Source organism: Streptomyces sp. NBC_01439 (assembly GCF_036227605.1).
GTDB lineage: Bacteria > Actinomycetota > Actinomycetes > Streptomycetales > Streptomycetaceae > Streptomyces.
The window spans coordinates 2,570,965-2,591,119 of sequence record NZ_CP109487.1; the positions used below are offsets into that span (position 1 = coordinate 2,570,965).

15 protein-coding genes are annotated in these 20,155 nt (G+C 71.5%); 9 read left to right on the plus strand and 6 right to left on the minus strand.

Going from position 1 to position 20,155, the window contains the following annotated elements:
- Window positions 1-89: 89 nt before the first annotated feature.
- Complete coding sequence (gene hemQ, locus OG207_RS11305) at window positions 90-803, minus strand: hydrogen peroxide-dependent heme synthase (protein ID WP_329098254.1); 714 nt, start codon at window positions 801-803, stop codon at window positions 90-92.
- A 4-nt stretch (window positions 804-807) separates the two neighbouring features.
- Window positions 808-2,292 (minus strand): protoporphyrinogen oxidase, encoded by a 1,485-nt coding sequence (hemG, locus tag OG207_RS11310; protein ID WP_329107552.1) that lies wholly within the window; start codon window positions 2,290-2,292, stop codon window positions 808-810.
- Between the two features lie 154 nt (window positions 2,293-2,446).
- Between hemG and OG207_RS11315 the strand changes: the two genes are divergently transcribed.
- Entirely contained in the window at window positions 2,447-3,448 is a 1,002-nt protein-coding gene (locus tag OG207_RS11315; RefSeq protein WP_329098256.1) for a DUF4349 domain-containing protein, read from the plus strand.
- A 59-nt stretch (window positions 3,449-3,507) separates the two neighbouring features.
- Window positions 3,508-4,890 (plus strand): FAD-dependent oxidoreductase, encoded by a 1,383-nt coding sequence (locus tag OG207_RS11320; protein ID WP_329098257.1) that lies wholly within the window; start codon window positions 3,508-3,510, stop codon window positions 4,888-4,890.
- 130 nt (window positions 4,891-5,020) lie between these two features.
- Here the strand turns inward: OG207_RS11320 and hemE are convergent, their stop codons facing one another.
- Window positions 5,021-6,085, minus strand: a complete 1,065-nt coding sequence (hemE, locus tag OG207_RS11325) for a uroporphyrinogen decarboxylase (RefSeq protein ID WP_329098259.1) — start codon at window positions 6,083-6,085, stop codon at window positions 5,021-5,023.
- A 91-nt stretch (window positions 6,086-6,176) separates the two neighbouring features.
- On the opposite strand from hemE, the gene OG207_RS11330 reads away from it, so the two are divergent.
- From OG207_RS11330 to OG207_RS11340, 3 genes are all read left to right on the plus strand, one after another.
- Window positions 6,177-6,833, plus strand: coding sequence for a DUF3000 domain-containing protein (locus tag OG207_RS11330; protein WP_329098261.1), 657 nt, complete (start codon window positions 6,177-6,179; stop codon window positions 6,831-6,833).
- A 273-nt stretch (window positions 6,834-7,106) separates the two neighbouring features.
- Window positions 7,107-7,769, plus strand: a complete 663-nt coding sequence (locus tag OG207_RS11335; protein ID WP_007267191.1) for a helix-turn-helix transcriptional regulator — start codon at window positions 7,107-7,109, stop codon at window positions 7,767-7,769.
- Window positions 7,770-7,930: 161 nt separating this feature from the next.
- Window positions 7,931-9,214, plus strand: a complete 1,284-nt coding sequence (locus OG207_RS11340) for a ribonuclease D (RefSeq protein WP_329098263.1) — start codon at window positions 7,931-7,933, stop codon at window positions 9,212-9,214.
- An 85-nt stretch (window positions 9,215-9,299) separates the two neighbouring features.
- On the opposite strand, the gene OG207_RS11345 is transcribed toward OG207_RS11340, so the two are convergent.
- Window positions 9,300-11,279: a trypsin-like serine peptidase gene (locus OG207_RS11345; RefSeq protein ID WP_329098264.1), complete on the minus strand. Its 1,980-nt coding sequence runs from the start codon at window positions 11,277-11,279 to the stop codon at window positions 9,300-9,302.
- Between the two features lie 275 nt (window positions 11,280-11,554).
- Between OG207_RS11345 and OG207_RS11350 the strand changes: the two genes are divergently transcribed.
- On the plus strand, window positions 11,555-12,280 hold the full coding sequence (locus OG207_RS11350) for a hypothetical protein (RefSeq protein WP_329098266.1): 726 nt from the start codon (window positions 11,555-11,557) through the stop codon (window positions 12,278-12,280).
- Between the two features lie 432 nt (window positions 12,281-12,712).
- Here OG207_RS11350 and OG207_RS11355 read toward each other — a convergent pair whose 3' ends face one another.
- Window positions 12,713-13,879: an alpha/beta fold hydrolase gene (locus OG207_RS11355; RefSeq protein ID WP_329098268.1), complete on the minus strand. Its 1,167-nt coding sequence runs from the start codon at window positions 13,877-13,879 to the stop codon at window positions 12,713-12,715.
- 315 nt (window positions 13,880-14,194) lie between these two features.
- On the opposite strand from OG207_RS11355, the gene OG207_RS11360 reads away from it, so the two are divergent.
- The 3 genes from OG207_RS11360 (at window position 14,195) to OG207_RS11370 (ending at window position 18,692) form a co-directional block, all read left to right on the plus strand.
- Complete coding sequence (locus OG207_RS11360) at window positions 14,195-15,421, plus strand: thiolase family protein (RefSeq protein WP_202199161.1); 1,227 nt, start codon at window positions 14,195-14,197, stop codon at window positions 15,419-15,421.
- Entirely contained in the window at window positions 15,418-17,547 is a 2,130-nt protein-coding gene (locus tag OG207_RS11365) for a 3-hydroxyacyl-CoA dehydrogenase NAD-binding domain-containing protein (RefSeq protein WP_329098271.1), read from the plus strand. The genes OG207_RS11360 and OG207_RS11365 overlap by 4 nt, the downstream gene beginning before the upstream one ends.
- 197 nt (window positions 17,548-17,744) lie before the next feature.
- On the plus strand, window positions 17,745-18,692 hold the full coding sequence (locus OG207_RS11370) for an endonuclease/exonuclease/phosphatase family protein (protein WP_329098273.1): 948 nt from the start codon (window positions 17,745-17,747) through the stop codon (window positions 18,690-18,692).
- Between the two features lie 43 nt (window positions 18,693-18,735).
- Here the strand turns inward: OG207_RS11370 and OG207_RS11375 are convergent, their stop codons facing one another.
- Window positions 18,736-20,127: a GDSL-type esterase/lipase family protein gene (locus OG207_RS11375; RefSeq protein WP_329098274.1), complete on the minus strand. Its 1,392-nt coding sequence runs from the start codon at window positions 20,125-20,127 to the stop codon at window positions 18,736-18,738.
- Between the last annotated feature and the right edge of the window lie 28 nt (window positions 20,128-20,155).

Below are 20,155 nucleotides of genomic sequence, written 5' to 3' on the forward strand. Positions count from 1 at the left end.
GGGCCGTCTTTCGGACCAGCCTCCCGATCCACCGGAGGAACTCACCTGACGGTGTGGTCGTCCTCCGGTCCTTCCCCCCAGGGGAGGTATCAGGCGAGCCCGGCCACCAGATCGGCGACGGACTTGCGGCGCCCGGTGTAGAAGGGCACCTCTTCACGGACGTGCATACGGGCCTCGGAGGCGCGCAGGTGACGCATGAGGTCGACGATGCGGTACAGCTCGTCCGCCTCGAAGGCCAGCATCCACTCGTAGTCGCCCAGCGAGAAGGAGGCGACGGTGTTGGCGCGCACGTCCGGGTAGCCGCGGGCCATCTTGCCGTGGTCGGCGAGCATGCGGCGGCGGTCCTCGTCGGGCAGCAGGTACCAGTCGTAGCTGCGCACGAAGGGGTACACGCTGACGTACTCGCGCGCGACCTCGTCGGCCAGGAAGGCCGGGATGTGCGACTTGTTGAACTCGGCCGGGCGGTGCAGGGCCATGTTCGACCACACCGGCTCCAGGGCGCGGCCCAGCTTGGTGCGGCGGAACAGGTTGTAGGCGGTCTGCAGCTCGTCCGCCGTCTCGGCGTGCCACCAGATCATGACGTCGGCGTCGGCGCGCAGGCCGGACACGTCGTAGCTGCCGCGGACGGTGATGTCCTTGGCGCCCAGCTGGTCGAAGAGCTCCTGGACCTCGTCGGCGTAGCCGGTGCGGTCCTCCGGAAGAACGTCCTTCAGCTTGAAGACGGACCACAGGGTGTAGCGGATGACCTCGTTGAGGTCCTTCGCCTTCTTCCCCGCGTTGGGAATCTTCTCTGGTGCAGTCATGTGCCTATTGTCCCGTGCGCTGATCAGTGGTCGGTGCCAGGGGTGCCGTACGCGCACCGAGGGCGGCGATCACCGCGTCCGCGGCCTTGCCGGCGCTCGCGACGCAGGCCGGAATGCCGACTCCGTCGTAGACCGCGCCGCACACCGCGAGGCCCGGCAGGGCCGCGACGGCGGTGCGGATCCGGGCGACCCGGTCGAGGTGGCCGACCGGGTACTGGGGCAGTCCGCCGTCCCACCGGGTGACGGTGGAGGCGACCGGCCGGGCGGCGAGGCCCACGGCCTCGCCGAGGTCGGCCAGGGAGATGTCGACGAGCTCGCCGTCCTCGCGCTGCAGGTCGCCCTCGTCGGCGTAGCGGCCGACCGAGGTGCGCAGCAGGAAGAGGTCGGGATCCGTACCGGCCCAGGCCCACTTGTTGCTGGAGAAGGTGGAGGCCTTGATGGTCCGGCCGTCGACGGGCGGTACGAGGAATCCGCTGGCGCCGCCGTCGGAGACGGCCGCCGGCAGGTCGGAGCGGCGGAAGGCCATCGTGATCAGGGCCATCGAGGCGTACTCGACCCCGCGCAGCTCGGTCGCGGCGGCCGGGGCGAGCCCGTCCAGCAGCCGTGCGGCGGCGCCGGCCGGGGTGGCGAGGATCACGGCGTCGGCCTCGACGGCCTCGGCGCCGGCCACCACCCGCCAGCCCTCGGCCGTACGGACGACCTCGCGGACGGGGGCGTCCGTGACGAGCCGGGCCCCCGCGGCGCGGCAGGCGTCGGCCACGGCGATCGGGAGCCGTCCGATGCCGCCGTCGATGCCGGCGAAGACCGGACCGGCCTGCTGGGGCGAGGCCTGCGCCCGGCGCTGCAGTTCCCGTACGCCGTCGCCCAGGAGGGCGTGGGTGCGGGCGACCTCGAAGAGCTGGGGCACGGCTGCCCGCATGGAGATGCGGTAGGCGTCGCCCGCGTAGACCCCGCCGAGCAGCGGTTCCACCAGCCGGTCGACGACCTCGCGGCCGAGGCGGGCCGCGACGTATTCGCCGACGGCGACGTCGTCGCCGATCTCGGTGGGCGCCAGCGTCCGCTCGGCTTCGATGCGGGCCAGTCCCTCGGCGGAGAGCACTCCGGAGGCGGCGAGCGGTCCCAGGTCGCCGGGGACGCCCATGATGTGGCCGCGCGGCATGGGCCGCAGTGCGCCGCGGGTCCACAGGTGGGCGGTGGCGGTGGCGGGTGCCTGCACGGCGTCGCGGAGGCCGACGGCCTCGGCCAGGGCCACGGCTTCGGGGCGGCGGGCGAGCATGGATTCGGCGCCGAGGTCGACGCGGGCTCCGGCGAGCTCACCGGCGTACAGCTTGCCGCCGAGCCGGGGTCCGGCCTCCAGCAGGGTGACGCGGACGCCTTCGGCGAGCAGCCGGTGGGCCGCCGCGAGGCCCGCGATGCCGCCGCCGATGACGACGGCGTGCCGCTGGGATCCGGTGGACCGGGTCGAAGGGCCCGGCCGATCCGTACGCATGTCCGCTTCGTGCATGGACACATCGTCTCAGACCGATCTCCGAGGCCGGACCGTGACCGCATCGGGATCACCCCGGGACCGTGGATTCGAAACCCGCGACGGGACTCTGGACGTCGAACCGGCAACACCAGCCGATCCTCGGGGGTTTGCAGCGATGCGCAGTTTCGACACACACCGTTCCGCGGCGGCCCTGGCCGCCCTCGCACTGGCCGGGGCGCTCGCGCTCACCGGCTGCGGCGCGAGCGGCCAGGGCTCCGCGACCGACAAGGCGGCGGTGGCTCCCGCCGCCGACGGCAAGGCCCCGGAGGGCGCCGCGGCGGCCCCGGCGCCGGCCGGGTCCGCGGGTGCCGCGGGCTCCTCGGCCTCCTCCGCGAGCAAGAACGCCGCGCCGCCGGCCGTGGTCCGCCCGAACGTGATCCGGACGGCGACGCTCGGCATCGAGACGGCGGACGTCCAAAAGACGCTCGCCGCGGCCCGCACGGCCGCCGATGGAGCGGGCGGCTACGTCGGCAACGAGTCCACCAAGCGCGGCGGGGACGGTCGGATGACCTCGACGCTGACGCTGCGGGTGCCGGGCGAGCGCTACGACGCCGTGCTCGGCAAGATGGAGGGCAACGGGAAGCTCCTGCACCGCAAGGTCGAGGCGCAGGACGTCACGGAGAAGGTCGCCGACATCGGCAGCCGGGTCGCCTCGCAGCAGGCCAGCGTGGCGCGGGTGCGGGAAATGATGGGCAAGGCCTCGGCGCTGAGCGAGGTGGTGATGCTGGAGAGCGAGCTGTCGCGCCGCCAGTCCGACCTGGAGTCGCTGCTGGCGCAGCAGACGGCGTTGAAGGACCAGACTTCGCTGGGCACGATCACGCTGGAGGTCTCGGAGCCGGCCGTGAAGCCGGCGGCCGAGAAGAAGGAGAAGAAGGAGCCCACCTTCCTGGGGGCCCTGGGCGGGGGCTGGGACGTCTTCACCAAGGTCGTGCGCTACCTGACGGTGGCGGTGGGCGCGGTGCTGCCGTTCGCGCTGACGGCCGCGGTGGTGCTGCTGCTGGTCCGGCTGTACCGGCGGTGGCGGCCGGCGCCGGCGAAGACGGCCCCGGTGCCGTGGCGGGCGACGGTGCCGGCGGCCCGGACGGCTCCGGACGCCGAGGCCGACGTGCAGGACTGAACGCGCGTTCGGCCGTAGCGTGTTCACCATCCGATGGTGGTGAAGGGGCGGTACGGACGATGGCGACGGAACGACTGGTGGTGGTGGGCGGTGACGCGGCGGGGATGTCCGCCGCGTCACAGGCCCGCAGGCTGAGGGCCGCGGCGGAACTGGAGATCGTCGCCTTCGAGCGCGGGCACTTCACCTCCTACTCGGCGTGCGGGATCCCGTACTGGGTCGGCGGTCAGGTCGCCGAGCGCGACGACCTGATCGCCCGTACCCCGGAGGAGCACCGGGCCCGGGACATCGATCTGCGCATGCGTACGGAGGTCGTGGAGCTCGACCTCGCCGGCTCCCGGGTCCGGTCCCGCGATCTGGACACCGGATCCGAATCTTGGACGGACTACGACAAGCTGGTCCTGGCGACGGGCGCCCGCCCCGTCCGCCCCCGGCTCCCCGGCATCGGCGCGCACGGGGTCCACGGGATCCAGAGCCTGGACGACGGCCAGCGCCTGATGGACACCCTGCGGCGCACCGAGGGCCGCCGGGCGGTCGTGGTGGGCGCGGGCTACATCGGCGTGGAGATGGCGGAGGCCCTGGTGGCGCGGGGGTACGAGGTCACCGTCCTGCACCGGGGCGAGCAGCCGATGGCCACGCTGGACCCGGACATGGGCGGCCTGGTGCACGGCGCGATGAACCGGATGGGGATCCGTACGGTCTCCCGCGCCGAGGTGACCAAGATCCTCACCGATGAGGAGGGCAGGGTCCGGGCGGTGGCCACCTCGGCGGGCGAGGAGTACGGGGCGGACGTGGTCGTGCTCGGCATCGGCGTGGAACCGCGCACCGCGCTCGCCCGGGCGGCCGACCTCCCGCTCGGTCCCTCGGGCGGCATCCTCACGGACCTCTCGATGCGGGTCCGGGGCCACGAGAACATCTGGTCGGGCGGCGACTGCGTGGAGGTCCTGGACCTGGTCGCGGGCCGCACCCGGCACATCCCGCTGGGCACGCACGCCAACAAGCACGGCCAGGTCATCGGCGCGGGCGTGGGCGGTGGCTACGCCACCTTCCCCGGGGTGGTGGGCACGGCGGTCAGCAAGGTCTGCGACCTGGAGATCGCCCGCACGGGGCTGCGCGAGCGGGACGCGCTGGAGGCCGGCCTGCGGTTCGTGACGGCCACCATCACCTCCACCAACACGGCGGGCTACTACCCGGGCGCGGCGGAGATGACGGTGAAGATGCTGGCGGAGCGCCGTACGGGCCGGCTCCTGGGGGTCCAGATCGTCGGCGGCGCGGGCGCGGCGAAGCGGGTGGACATCGCGGCGGTCGCCCTCACGGCGGGCATGACGGTGGACCAGATGGTCTCCCTGGACCTGGGCTACGCCCCGCCGTTCTCCCCGGTCTGGGACCCGGTCCTGGTGGCGGCCCGCAAGGCGGTCGCCGCGGTCCGCTCGGCGGGGGTGTAGCCCTGCGGGCCGCTTTCCCGGGCTCCGCCCGGACCCGCGCCTCAATCGCCTGGCGGGGCTGGATCCAGCCTCGCCGGCGTTTGAGGCGCGGGGTCCGGGCGGAGCCCCAGCGGACGGCCCGCAGGGGTCGCTACCGCTGCGTGCGGGTGTGGACGTAGTCCACCAGGCGGGTCAGCGCGTCCGGGTCGGTCGTCGGGAGGACGCCGTGGCCCAGGTTGAAGACGTGGCCCTCCAGGCCGGCGGCGGCCGCGAGGACCTCGTCCGTCTTGGCCTCGACCGCCTCCGGGGTGGAGAAGAGCACGGCCGGGTCCAGGTTGCCCTGGAGCGCCTTGCCGGGGCCGACCCGGCGCACGGCCTCGTCCAGCGAGACGCGGTAGTCGACGCCCATGACGTCCGCGCCGGCCTCGCCCATCAGGCCGAGGAGCTCGCCGGTGCCCACGCCGAAGTGGATTCGCGGGACTCCGTAGGAGGCGACGGACTCCAGGACCTTCGCGGACGCGGGCATCACCGAGCGGCGGTAGTCCGCCGGGGCGAGGGCGCCCACCCAGGAGTCGAAGAGCTGGATCGCGGAGGCGCCGGCCTCGATCTGAACCTTCAGGAAGGCGGAGGTGATCTCCGCGAGGCGGTCCAGGAGGTCGGCCCACAGCTGGGGGTCCCCGTACATGAGGGCCTTGGTGTGCTCGTGGTTCTTCGAGGGACCGCCCTCGACCAGGTAGCTCGCGAGGGTGAAAGGCGCGCCCGCGAATCCGATCAACGGCGTGGAGCCCAGTTCACCCGTGAGCATGCCGATCGCCTCGGTGACGTACGAGACGTCCTCCGGGGTGAGGTCGCGCAGCTGTGCGAGGTCCTCGCGGCGGCGGATGGGCTGGGCGACGACCGGGCCGATGCCCGGCTTGATGTCCAGGTCGACGCCGATGGCCTTCAGCGGGACCACGATGTCGGAGAAGAAGATCGCCGCGTCCACCTTGTGGCGGCGCACCGGCTGCAGCGTGATCTCGGTGACCAGGTCGGGCCGCATGCAGGACTCCAGCATCTGCGTGCCCTCGCGCAGCTTGCGGTACTCCGGGAGCGAGCGCCCTGCCTGCCGCATGAACCACACCGGCGTGTGCGGCACCGGCTCCCGCCGGCACGCCTTCATGAAGGCGGAATCGTACGTCTGGCTCGGCTGGCCCGTGGGGCGGGTATTGGCGCTCACGACCCAAATCTTCGCACGTACGAAGAAGTGTCCGACCCGGCGAGGGTGTCCCTGCGCCGCACGGGCGCTCGTTCCGCCTAGTCTTCCCCGCATGGCTGCGGCTCAGGGACGATTTTCAGATGGCGCCGAGGGTACGGACAGCGCGAAGGAGAGCTCCGTCCCGCTCCCGTTCCGGCGGGCGGTCGACGGCTTGAAGAAGGCCCGACTGCGTCCGGGGATCGAGATCGATCCCACGAAACCACCCCAGAGACTGGCGCCGCACGTCTACGCGCTGGAGGCCGCGGTGGTGGACGGCGAGGACGATCTGGCCGACGGCCGGCTCATCCTGCTCCACGATCCGTCCGGGCACGACGCCTGGCAGGGCACCTTCCGGTTGGTGACGCTGGTGCGCGCGGAGCTGGAACCGGAGATGGCCGCCGACCCGCTGCTGCCCGAGGTGTGCTGGTCCTGGCTGACGGGGGCGCTGGAGGCGCGCGGGCTGGCGTACGGGGAGGCGAGCGGCACGGTGACCATGGCGGGCTCGCACTACTTCGGCGGGCTCGCGGAGCGGCGGCCCGCCACGCAGATCGAGATCAGGGCCTCGTGGACCCCGCGCGAGGGTGTGGGCGGGGTGCCGGACACCTCGGCGCACCTGTCGGCGTGGTGCGAACTGCTGTGCCAGATCGCCGGACTGCCGCCGGTGGGTCCGACGGACACGGCGACGGGCGTGGTCTCCCTGCCACAGCGTCGCGGTCCGCACCACCCGTAGCCGCAGGGCCGGACGGCCGCCGGAATCGACGTCCGGCGCAGAACGACTGATCGAAGAACTGGGCGGGCTGTCGAAAGACGGCGTCCCTTGCGGGCTTCTGATCAACCGATGATCGATCGTGCGTCCGAATTGCCCGAATTGTTACTCACCAAATCGTGATCATTCCCTAAAGCCGGGCGGGTGACGTGCCGAAGGAGTGGGTGACCATCCGCACGGTTCGCACCGGCTTCCTTCCCCGAGCCGGCCGTCCCGCCACTCCCCCAGGAGGCCTAGGTGTCCGTTCTTCTCGAGCAGCCCGCAAGCCTGGTCGCCTACCGCCCGAACAAGCCGACGGCCATGGTCGTCGTGGCCGACCCGCGCGTCCGTTCCACCGTGACCCGCCATCTGTGGGCCCTCGGAGTACGTGACGTGATCGAGGCGTCGTCCATCGCGGAGGCCCGCCCCCGCGTCGGCAGCCCGCGCGACATCTGCGTGGCCGACGTACACCTGCCCGACGGCTCCGGTCTCACCCTGCTCTCCGAGACCCGGGCCGCCGGCTGGCCCAACGGCCTGGCCCTGTCCGCCGCCGACGACATCGGCGCCGTGCGCAACGCCCTCGCGGGCGGCGTCAAGGGCTACGTCGTCACCGGTACGCGGACCAACATCGGGCTCCCCACCCGGCCCGGCGCCGCCCCCATCGGCGCTGCCGCCGCCCGCATGCACCGCCGCCCCCCGGGTGCCCCGAGCCACCCGGGCGGCTACCGAGAGCTCTCCGGCCGCGAGGTCGAGGTCCTGCGCCTCGTCGCGGAGGGCCAGTCCAACAAGGCCATCGGCGTCTCGATGGGCCTGTCCGCCCTGACCGTCAAGTCCCACCTCGCCCGGATCGCCCGCAAGCTGGGCACCGGTGACCGCGCCGGAATGGTCGCCGTGGCGCTGCGCACCGGGATCATCCACTGACCGCGGGCCGCAGCCCCCGGATATCCACCTCGGGAACCGCTGCCGGGAAACCTGCCGGAATACCCCCGGAATACCCCGGGAAAACTCCCCGCATACCGCTCGCGCCCGTCGACGGAACGTTCCGGCGACGGGCGCGTCGTATACACGGATACCCTTGACCGGTGACCGACGCCCAAGATCCCGCAGCAGACCTGCGCACCACCACCGGGGGCGGCCCCCCGGACGACGTCGTTGTTCCGCCCGGTGGGCTGCCGACTCCCTTGTTGGAGCCCCGCGAGGGGATTCCTCCGGTGGTCGCCGACGCGGACGCCCTCGCCGAAGTGGTCGCGGCCTTCGCCGCGGGCACCGGGCCCGTCGCCGTCGACGCCGAACGGGCCTCCGGGTACCGCTACGGCCAGCGCGCCTATCTGGTGCAGCTGCGCCGTGAGGGTGCGGGGTCCGCGCTAATCGACCCGGTGGGCTGCCCCGACCTGTCCGCACTGGGCGAGGCCCTGTCCGGCACCGAATGGATCCTGCACGCCGCCACCCAGGACCTGCCGTGCCTGCGGGAAATAGGCATGGTGCCCACCTCCTTGTTCGACACCGAGCTGGCCGGCCGCCTCGCCGGCTTCCCCCGGGTCGGACTCGGCGCGATGGTCGAGAGCGTGCTCGGCTACGCACTGGAGAAGGGCCACTCCGCCGTCGACTGGTCCACCCGCCCGCTCCCCGAGCCGTGGCTGCGCTACGCCGCGCTGGACGTGGAGCTGCTGGTGGACCTGCGGGACGCACTGGAAAAGGAACTGGACCGGCAGGGCAAGCTCGAATGGGCCCACCAGGAATTCGACGCCATCGCCTCCGCCCCGCCCGCCCCGCCGCGCAAGGACCCGTGGCGCCGTACGTCGGGCATGCACAAGGTGCGCCGGCGCCGGCAGATGGCGGTCGTACGGGAGCTGTGGGAGTCCCGGGACCGGATCGCTCAGCGGCGTGACGTGTCGCCGGGCAAGGTGCTGGGCGACGCCGCGATCGTCGAGGCCGCCCTCGCCCTGCCGACCAACGTGCACACCCTCTCCGCGCTGCCCGGTTACGGGCAGCGGATGGGCCGGCGCCAGCTGGACCAGTGGATGGCCGCCGTGGACCGGGCGAAGGCCCTGCCCGAGAACGAGCTGCCGCAGCCCGGGGCGACCCCGGCCGGTCCCCCGCCGCCGCGCTCCTGGGTCGACAAGGACCCGGCGGCCGCGGCCCGGCTCTCGGCGGCCCGTACCGCCGTCTCGGCGCTGGCGGAGTCGCTCAACCTGCCCCAGGAGAACCTGATCACCCCGGACACGGTCCGTCGGCTGTGCTGGGAGCCGCCGCAGCGGCTGCACGCGGACGCGGTGGCGGAAGCCCTGGCGGGCTACGGCGCCCGGCCCTGGCAGGTCCAACTGGTGACCCCGGTGCTGGTCACGGCACTGGCCGCGACCGCCTGAACCGGCGGACCGGGATCCGGTCCCACCCGTAGGAGCCCCCGGCCCGGTGCCGGGGGCTCTCGCCGTTCGCCGACCGCCGCCCGGGTCAGGCCGGTGGGGCGATCATCCGCTCGGTTCCGAGGCTGTTCATGCGGGTGTCCTGGTACAGGGTGGTCTCGCCGTCGCTCCAGCGGATGATGAGGTCGTTGGTGAGACCGTCACTCGTGAACTGGCCGGTGGTCATGACGACGCTGTGGGTCCAGGTCTTGTTGGGGCCGTGGACGGGCTGTTCGCTGCCGAGGCCGCCGGTGGTGGTGCCGACGTAGTTGTTGAGCGCGCCGCTGGACCAGCGGACCATCAGGTCCCATTTCTGGTTTCCGGAGAACTGCCCCGAGGTGAGCAGCGTGGCGTCCTTCCAGGTGCTGTTGGGGTCCTTGAGCTTGTGCTCCTGGCCCAGGGTGCCGGCGCCCACGTTGGTGAAGAGGCTGAGCTCGCCGTCGGACCAGCGGACCATGAGGTCGGTGACGTAGGTGGCGGCGTTGAAGCGGCCGGCGGCGATCTGGGTGGCGTGGCTCCAGATGGATCCGGAGGGAGCCATCTCGGTTCCCCCGTCGAGGCCGCGGGAGCCGACGTCACCGTGCAGGGTCATCCGGCCGTCGTCCCAGCGCACCATCAGGTCGAACTGGTTGGAGCCGGTGAAATCGCCGGCGGTGATGGTGGCGACCGGCTTCCAGCCCGCGTTGGGTGCCAGGAGTTGGCGCTCGGGGCGGAAGCCGCCGTTGCCGTCACCGGGGTAGAGGGTTACCTCTCCGTCGGTCCAGACGACGAGCAGGTCGCTGTGGCCGGTGCCGGAGAAGTCGCCGGAGGCCATCTGCTTGGCGTGCTTCCACGTCTCGCCGCTGCCGGGCAGGATGGGGCTGTCCGTCGGGGGCTGGTAGTCGGGCCGGTGGATGCTGTCGAGGGGGACGCCGTTGTCGGCGTCGTTGTAGAGGTCCTGGGCGTCCTTGCCGTAGAGCGGCGAGTACGAGATCCAGTCGACGTTGGCGTCGTTGCCGCCGCCGTTGTATCCGCCGATGTTGCCGACGACCTGGCCGGTCCGGGAAGCCGCGTTGTACCCCTTGATCCAGGGGCTGCCGGAGACGCCGCTGTAGTAACCGCCGCACTCCATCTTCAGCTGCCGGAACCCGGGGAGCCGGGTCGTGGGCACGTCGCACTTGATCGCCTGGTGCTTCCTGTTGACCGAAGCTGCGGACGGGTAGCCGACCACCGTCACGTTGTGCTCGTAGGCCGAGGTGGCGGTGAAGGTGAGGGCCCCCGTGATGTTCTCGGGCAGCCCCTTGCCGTTCGCGTTCACCTTGACGAAGGCGAAGTCCAGGTCGGACAGGGGCCCCTTGGTGGTGTGATCCTGGGGGTACCGGGGGTCCCGGTAGATCGCCCCGATCGGGAAGACACCGGCCGGCTGCTCGGTCGCGGACTTTCCGTGGCGGTACTGCGGAACGAAGATGCTGTGCGTCGCCCGGGCCAGACTGTTCGCGCAGTGGCCTGCGGTGAGCACCAGGTTCTTCCCCTTGCTGCGGACGACACTTCCCGTGCAGGAGGTGTCGCCGCCGATGTCCTTGTTGTCATGGAAGAACGTTCCGACCATGGGAAGTCCGTCGAAGTAGACCCCCTTGGGTATGCCGCTCGGGGCACCGGCCGTATCCCGGGCCCCTGGTGCGGAGGCTCCGGGCGCGTGGTCCGTACCGCGCTTCGCGTCGACGGGGACGGCCTGGGCCATGCGCTCAGCGGTCCAGTACTCCAGCTCCGCGGCGAGCTTCGGGTCAGGAGCGGCCGACGGGGGCGCGGAGGCCGACGGGGCGACGGGGCGCGACGGCGCGGGAGTCGACGGCGGCGCGTGGGTCGGCCCCACCGTGGGTGGTGCCGTCACGGACCGGGACGCCGAGGGCGTGGGAGCCGGAGGGGGAGGGCTGGCCACCGGGGTGGACAAGCGCGGGGCAGGTGTCGCGGTGCCCACGGCCGAAGCGGTGGGGGCGGCGAGCAGGACCGCGCCGACAGCTAGGGCGAGCGGGGTTAACCATCTGGTCAAGGGAGTGCTTCCTGAGCGAAATGATGACGCAGCCGATGGACCTTATGGCGCGCCAGTTCGATGAGGAGGCAGAGTATGTAGGGCTTTGAAGATCGTCAACGAAAAAGAAAAGGGCCTAGATGCACACAAAAGCGCAACACATCTGCGCGGTCGGAGCACTGACGTTGCTGTTGGCGGGTGGAGCGGGGAACGCGTTAGCGGCGCCGGCCGAAGATCCGCCCCGGCCGGTGCCGAGTGGTGCGGAACTCTCGGTCAGGCCCGGGGACCGGATCGGCGTGACGACCGAGGCCCTGCGGTCCAGTGACGCTTTCAGCGGCGTCCGGGTGACCTCCCCGGCCTTCGCTGCCGACGGCACGTTCCGGATGGACGACAACCTCCTCAAAGCCGTGGCGACGATTTCGTGCACCGCCGAACCGGGCTCCTACGAAGTACGGTTCGGCTCGGCCGTGGGGGTGAACATCGGCTCGGAGATCGACCGGCTGTGGGGCACCGTCCGGGTGGCGCCGGCCGATGCGGCGGAGCGGGCGGAGTGCGCACGGAAGACGGCCGCCCGGCCACCGGAGTCCATGGAGGAGCGGTATCCCGAGGGCACGGAATGGCCTGCGGGGCCCTGGGACGTACGCACCGTGCAGGCCGGCGGGGAGCTCCGGGCCAAGGACGGGATGGAGGAGGGCAACGACGGCGAGGTCGAGCTGACGTCCCCCGGGTTCACGCGGCCGGTCGTAATGCACGGCGACAAACTGGTGAGCGCCACGGTCCGCATCCGGTGCGCCGCCGAGCCCGGCCTCTACGTCGTGCACTGGAACGAGAAGGGCATGCCGGCCAGGGAATGGGCCCGCTACCGGGTGACCGCGGCCGCACCGGACTGCCAGGATCCGGCGGCCGCACCCCGGGCGAGCGGGGCCCGGCGGACGGCTCCCTGGCTGCTCGGCGGAGCTGCGGCCCTGGCCGCGGCGGGAGCCGTCGGCTACACCCTTTTCCGCCGTCGGCGCGACACCTGAATCCCTGGAACGGAGGGCGGGATTTCACTTATCGACCATGACCGAAAAGGCCGGGGATATGTCTCGAAGGAGCCCTCGCTCTTGCATACAGGCCGAGCGAACTCTCAAGTGAAGCTCAGGAGATCCATTTTCGGTTGCGGGAGCGATGTGACGTGTGCACGTGCCCGTGCGTGAAACGCTGCCGCCCCGCAGTGATTCACCCGGGCCGCCCGCACTTTTCGTGCTGGATCGTTCTCCGGCGAAATGAAGTGGGCAATACCGCTCGGCGGAGCTTCGCCGAATACCCCGAAGAGCCCTTCGGCAGGCCCTCCGGTATCGGTATCGGCCGGAAGCCGTCCTGACGGCCGAGTCCGCCGGTAGCGGACCGCTCCTGCGGCCATCGGAAGGGCCCCTGCTCGCCGACCGCGGGCGGGGGCCCTCGGGCGGGCGCGCCTAGAGGGTGTCCGCGTAGGCGCCGTCCTCGTCCACGGAGAAGCTGCCCTTCTCCAGGTCGTCGACCTTCCCGTGCCCCAGCCACTGCCTGGACAGCCGGTGCAGGACCTTGGACTGGCGCTCCCAGACCATGGAGTGGCCGGCGCAGGACACCCGGAACATCAGTTTGCGCACGCCCGGGACCGCGTCGTAGAAGGCCGGGACCGAGAACGTGGGTGAGTTCGCCGTCGCGTCGTGCTCGCCGTAGACGATCATCACCGGAACCTTGTCGCCGAGCACGCCGCCGAGCGGGACGGTGTCCTGGTTCCAGCCCCACCAGTAGGAGTTGCGGAACCGCAGCACGCCCTCGGGTGCCCCGGCCGTCGGGCCGCCCCAGGCCTTGCCGACGGGGTCGACGGCCATGAGTTCCTTCCACACCGCGTCGACCATGCCCGCCGCCCGCTGCTTGGGGGAGCGCACCTCCTTGTCCCAGGCGCTTTCCAGACCCGTCCGGCTCGACAGGTTCATCGGGAAGCCGAACAGGGAGGCCGGGGCGGACACGGGGAAGGACGCGACCGGTGCCCCGAAGCTCTTCGGCGGCACGCTGGCCCGGCCGGCGGGCGGGTAGATCGGCGCGAGGAGGAGCAGGCTCTCGACCTTCCCCGGGTGCTGGATCGCGTACGGCCCGAACACGAAGGCGGCGGCGGACTGGCCGACGAGGGCCACCTTGGCGACGCCCTTCTTCGCCTTGATGTACTCGACGACCGCGTCGACCTCGCCCCACTCGCTCTCCGAGTTGCCGAGCTCGTGCGGGTAGGGCGGGGTGCAGGTGTACGTCAGGGGGTTCGGGTCGAGGATCTCCTGGTGCTGCGGGTTGGCGTTGCAGGGCTTGTCCATCTCCGGACGCGGCGACAGGCCGGAGCCCGTGAGCTCCATGAGGAACACGTCGAACCCGGCCTTGGCCAGGTGCTGCGCCCAGCTGTACTTGCCGCCGTCGTGCTGGAGGTCGAAGGCCACGGCGGACGGGACGCTGCGCCCGTGCAGCATCAGGACGACCTTGCGCTGCGCGTTGGGGCCGGACGGGGTCCCGTCGTACTCCCGTACGTGCAGCTTGACGTTCTGTCCCGCGTTGGCGGGGACCGTCGAGATGTGCGGGACCTTGTGGTCCGTGGGCGTGGTGGTGGCCATTGCTCGCATCCTCCGTCGACCGGGCCGGAGGGGACGCTCCGGCCCGGTCAGGATCGGGACTGGCCGGGGGCGGCGCCACGATCACGGCCGGGGGCCGGGTGCGCGTGACCTGAACGGGTTGGCCGGAGGGGTCCGATCGGTGGGGGCGCGGGGCCGTGGCGCCACGGCCCGAGTGTGACCTTCGCCGCTCCTCCGGGAGGGGGTGTGCACATTGGTTACCCGCAAGTAGCATGGTCGGGTGAGCGGGCGCTCAGCTACCTGTGCCGAATGCGCCCCCGCGCAGCAGTGCCACCCCGCACCTGGAGGAGAGCCAACGTGCCTCGTACCGTCAGGGACGTCGTCTTCGTCGACGGCGTCCGCACCCCGTTCGGCAAGGCGGGCCCGAAGGGCATCTACCACGAGACCCGCGCCGACGACCTCGTCGTGAAGGCGATCCGGGAGCTGCTGCGCCGCAACCCGGACCTGGACCCCAAGAAGATCGACGAGGTCGCCATCGCCGCGACCACCCAGATCGGTGACCAGGGCCTGACGCTGGGCCGCACGGCCGGCATCCTCGCGGGCCTGCCGCAGTCCGTCCCGGGCTACTCCATCGACCGCATGTGCGCCGGCGCGCTGACCGCCGTGACCGCCGTCGCGGGCGGCGTGGCCTTCGGTGCGTACGACGTCGCCCTCGCAGGCGGTGTCGAGCACATGGGCCGCCACCCCATGGGCGAGGGCGTGGACCCGAACCCGCGCTTCGTCTCCGAGAAGCTGGTCGACGAGTCCGCCCTGTTCATGGGCATGACCGCCGAGAACCTGCACGACCGGTACCCGACGATCACCAAGCTCCGCGCCGACGAGTACGCCGTGCGCTCGCAGGAGAAGGCCGCCAAGGCGTACGCCGACGGCAAGATCCAGCAGGACCTGGTCCCGATCTCGGTGCGCAACACCAACGAGGCGGCCGGTGAGACGGGCTGGGGCCTGGTCACCACCGACGAGCCGATGCGCCCGGGCACCACGCTGGAGAACCTGGCCGGCCTGAAGACCCCGTTCCGTACGCACGGCCGGGTCACCGCGGGCAACGCCGCCGGTCTCAACGACGGTGCCACCGCCGCGATCATCGCGTCCGAGGACTTCGCCCGGGAGAACAACCTCCCGGTCAAGATGCGCCTCGTCTCGTACTCCTTCGCGGGTGTCGAGCCGGAGGTCATGGGCTACGGCCCGATCCCGGCCACCGAGAAGGCCCTGGCCCAGGCCGGCCTGACGATCGAGGACATCGGTCTCTTCGAGGTCAACGAGGCCTTCGCGGTCCAGGTCCTCGCGTTCCTGGAGCACTACGGCATCGCCGACGACGACGCCCGCGTGAACCAGTACGGCGGCGCCATCGCCTTCGGTCACCCGCTCGCCTCCTCGGGCGTGCGCCTGATGACGCAGCTGGCCCGTCAGTTCGAGGAGCAGCCGCACGTCCGCTACGGCCTGACCACCATGTGCGTCGGCTTCGGCATGGGCGCCACGGTCATCTGGGAGAACCCGAACTTCAACGCCGAGGGAGACTCCAAGTGAGCACCACCGCTGAGCTCCTGAAGGGCGCGGCCGAGCTGTTCCCGGACGAGGTCGTCACGTCCGCGCACGTCCGCCACCTGGACCTGCCGTTCGGCGCCGGGCGCTTCGCGCTCATCACGCTGGACAACGGCTTCGACCACACCAAGCCGACCACCTTCGGCCCGCAGTCCCTCGCCAACCTGAACGCGGCGATCGACCAGGTCGAGCAGGAGGCCATCGCCGGCTCCATCGTCGGCGCGGGCATCACCGGCAAGCCGTTCATCTTCGCGGTCGGCGCCGACCTCAAGGGCGTCGAGCTGCTGAAGAAGCACGACGAGGCGCTCGCCATCGGCAAGGGCGGCCACGACGTCTTCAAGCGCCTCGCGGCGCTGGCGGTCCCGACCTTCGCGTACTACAACGGCGCGGCCATGGGCGGCGGCGTCGAGGTCGGTCTGCACTGCTCCTACCGCACCGTCTCGAAGGCCATCCCGGCCTTCTCGCTGCCCGAGGTCTTCCTCGGCCTGGTTCCCGGCTGGGGCGGCTGCGCCATCCTGCCGAACCTGATCGGCGCCGAGCGCGCGGTCTCGGTGATCATCGAGAACTCGCTCAACCAGAACAAGCAGCTGCGCGGCAAGCAGGTCTTCGACCTGGGCATCGCCGACGCGATCTTCGAGGGCGCGGACTTCCTGGAGCAGTCGCTCCTGTGGACCGCGAACGTCCTGAACGGCACCACCGAGGTCGTCCGCGCGGAGATCGACCGCGGCGAGGCCTGGGACGCGGCCGTCGCCAAGGGCCGCGCCATCGCGGACTCCAAGGTGCACGGCGCCGCTCCGGCCGCCTACCGCGCGCTGGAGATCATCGCCGCGGCCAAGTCCGGTGACCTCCAGGCCGGCTTCGACGCCGAGGACGCGGCGCTGGCCGACCTCATCATGGGCGGCGAGCTGCGCTCGGGTATCTACGCCTTCAACCTGGTGCAGAAGCGCGCCAAGCGCCCGGCCGGTGCCCCGGACAAGTCCCTGGCCCGTCCGGTCACCAAGGTCGGCGTCGTCGGCGCGGGCCTGATGGCCTCGCAGCTGGCGCTGCTCTTCCTGCGCCGCCTGGAGGTGCCGGTGGTCCTCACCGACATCGACCAGGAGCGCGTGGACAAGGGCGTGGGCTATGTCCACGCCGAGATCCAGAAGCTGCTCGGCAAGGGCCGCATCAACCAGGACAAGGCCAACCGCCTGACCGCCCTGGTGACCGGCGTCCTGGACAAGGCCGAGGGCTTCGCGGACGCGGACTTCATCATCGAGGCCGTGTTCGAGGAGATGTCCGTCAAGCAGAAGGTGTTCGCGGAGGTCGAGGCGGTCGCCCCGGCGCACGCGATCCTCGCCACCAACACCTCCTCGCTGTCGGTCTCCGAGATGGCCTCCAAGCTCCAGCACCCGGAGCGCGTGGTCGGCTTCCACTTCTTCAACCCGGTCGCGATCCTCCCGCTGCTGGAGATCGTCCGCGGTGAGCAGACCGACGACGCCTCGCTGGCCACGGCCTTCGGCGTCGCCAAGAAGCTGAAGAAGACCGCGGTCCTCACCAAGGACGCCCCGGCGTTCGTCGTGAACCGCATCCTGACCCGCTTCATGGGCGAGATCCAGAACGTCATCGACGAGGGCACCCCGGTCGTCACGGCGGAGAAGGCCATCGAGCCGCTCGGCCTGCCGATGTCCCCGCTGGTGCTGCTGGAGCTCGTGGGCCCGGCGATCGGTCTGCACGTCTCCGAGACCCTGAACCGCGCCTTCCCGGAGCGCTTCACCGTCTCCCCGAACCTGGCGGCCGTCGTCAAGGCCGGCAAGCGCGGCTTCTACGTCTACGACTCCGGCAAGCCGGAGCTGGACCCCGAGGTCGCCGCCCTCCTGGTGCAGGGCGACTCGGTCCTGACCGAGGAGCAGGTCCGCGACCGCGTCCTGGACGCGGTGGCGCAGGAGATCGGCCTGATGCTGGAGGAGGGTGTCGTGGCCGAGGCCCAGGACATCGACCTCTGCCTCATCACGGGCGCCGGCTGGCCCTTCCACCTGGGCGGCATCACGCCGTACCTGGACCGCGAAGGCGTCTCGGAGCGCGTGAACGGCAAGAAGTTCCTCGCCCCCGGCCTGGCGAGCATCCCGGTCTGAGGCAGTACGCAGCACCGCGGAACCGGCGGCGCCCGTCCTCGTACGTGAGGGCGGGCGCCGCCGCCGTTTCCGCGTTCCGGTTTCCCGGCCCCGCTGTTCGAACACCGCGTGCGACCTCGGATAATCAAGGGATGTACCCGCGAAACAGCAGTCCACGGCCTTCCCCCCGGGTCCCCCGGATCCCGACGGCGGTCGTCGTGACGGTGCTGAGCGCGGTCGTCGCCCTGCTGCTGGGGGTCGCGGTGTACGCCATGACCCGCGCGGACCCGGCGCCGAAGCCGGCCCCCGCCCCGGAGGCCGGGCCCGGCCACCTCAACGTGCTGGACTGGAACATCTGCGGGGAGGCTGGCGGGCTGCGCGGTCAGCGCGGCTTCTGCCCCAACCGCAACCGGCCCGACCTGACGGTGGCCGAGATCGTCGAGATGGTCGCCGAGCGCAATTCCGACGTCGTCACCCTGCAGGAGGTCTGCGGCGGGGCGGCGGGGAGCCATCTGGCGCTGCTGGAACGGGAGCTGGGCGACGGCTGGAGCTTCGTCCGGGCACGCGGCACGCGGCCCGACGGCGCCGCGGAGTGCCGGGGCTCACTCAAGGGGGAGCTGGGGGTGGCCATCGCGGTCCGCGGGAAGATCACGGCGTCCTCGGACAGCAACACGCTCTCGGACCAGCCCCCGCAGAGCGGTGAGCGCGTGTCGCCGCTGCTGTGCGTGGACGTGGAGGGCTGGTCCCACCGGGTGTGCACCGCGCACCTGGTGCCCTCGAGTGACAAGCGGGGCGCCGAGCAGGCCGCGCGCATCGCCCTGCGGATGGCGACGGACGGGAAGCCGTACATCCTGACGGGCGACTTCAACCGGAACTCGAAGTCCGCCGAGCTCGCGCCGCTCACGTCCGCGCTGTCGGAGTGCCGGCAGCTGACCCGTGAGCAGGAGACCACGCACCACGCGTGGGACATCAAGGCCCAGAAGCACGTGTACCGCAATCTCGACCACATCTTCGCGAGCCCGGAAGCCGGCGGTGCCCGGGCGGGATTCTCCTCGTGCGGGGTGGACCGTACGCGGATGGACACGACGCCGAACGAGGAGGACACGCCGCCCAACGGCAAGTCCGACCACGCCCCCGTCTACGCGACGGTCAGGATCACCAAGTGAGGACACGCGCCGCCGTCGGCCCCTGAGAGCCGGCGGCGTCCGCTCACCAGCGGCCGGCGAAGGGCATGTGGTCGCACTTGTCGTCGCACGGCACGCGGGACATCGTCGACTCCCGGATCCAGTTCCCCTCGGGGACGCCGTGCACGCGCAGGGTGTACGGGGCGGGCTTGGAGTGGATCGCGCTGAAGATCGCGACGAACTCCAGGGAGTAACTGCCCGGCCGCCAGTCGTGCTGGTGGGTCACCTTCCAGGTGCCGTCCTTCTGCACCGGGGCGGCGGCGATCAGCCGGTCCCCCTCCATGATCATCACCTGGGAGACCCCCGGCACGGCCGTACCGGAGAACCGGGGTCGCGGACCGCTGATGTTGCCCTCACGGGGACCGAGGACGATGGGCGGCGGGACGCTGTCCCACACCGCGAAGGGGAGCGTGGCGACCGCCGACAGGCCCTGGTCGGTGATGCCGACGGCCTGGATGACCCGCTCGCCCGCCACCCACTTGACCGCACGGCGCCAGGTCCACTTGCCCTCGGCGTTGACCCGTGTCCCGCCGATGTACACGCCCTGCTCGAAGAAGAGGAGGTACGAGGTACCGGGCGCGGCCGTGCCCCAGAACTTCTGCATCGCGCTCACGGCCTGGCCGGGCCTGGGTCCGGCGAAGACGGGCTCGGCGACGACGCCGCCCGGGCTCTGCAGGGCACGCTCGGGCGACTCGACCGTGAACTCGGTCAGCAGCGGCGGATATCCCGGGGCGACGGCGACCGCCTCCGTGTTGACCATCCCGTACGGGAGGCCCGCCGCCTGGTGCAGGCCGATCGCCACGAGCCGGGCGACCTCGCGGGCACCGGCCTCGTTGAAGTGGGACGCGTCGATCAGGCCGTCGGGGTGGTTCGGGTGCTCGCCCGCGTCGACCCAGCGGTAGTACTGCCGGGCCCGCTGCGGGCCGAGTTCGTGCAACATCCGCGCGGTCATCAGGTTCAGGTCGACCAGGGGCGTGCCGGTCTCCGCCGCCACTTCCCGCACCACCTGGGGGTAGCCGTCGCGGGTGTCGGCTACCGTGCCGTCGGGTTCGAAGACACAGCGCACGGCGGGCGTCAGGAGGACGGGCACGGCGCCTTCGGTGCGGATGGCCGCCAGGTAGAGGTGGAGGAACTCCCGCAGCTCGCGGTGGCTGTGGTAGAGGCCGGGCTTGTCGATGCGCTGCTCGACGCCGCCGAAGTCGACCGCGACCACGTCACCGGGGGTGAGCTGGTTGAGCAGCGTCAGGAAGCGCTCGGTGTAGTAGGAGCGAGCCGTCATCGCATCGCGCGCGTAGTTCTTCACCTCGAAGTACGGCGTGAGGTACTCGCCGAGGAACTGGCCCCAGCCGGCGAACGGCGCTTCCTTGGGCGTCCTCGACGCCGCGACGGAATTCCCGATGATGCAAAGCTTGGTCACGACTTCTCCTCTTTCACGCTCATGTCTC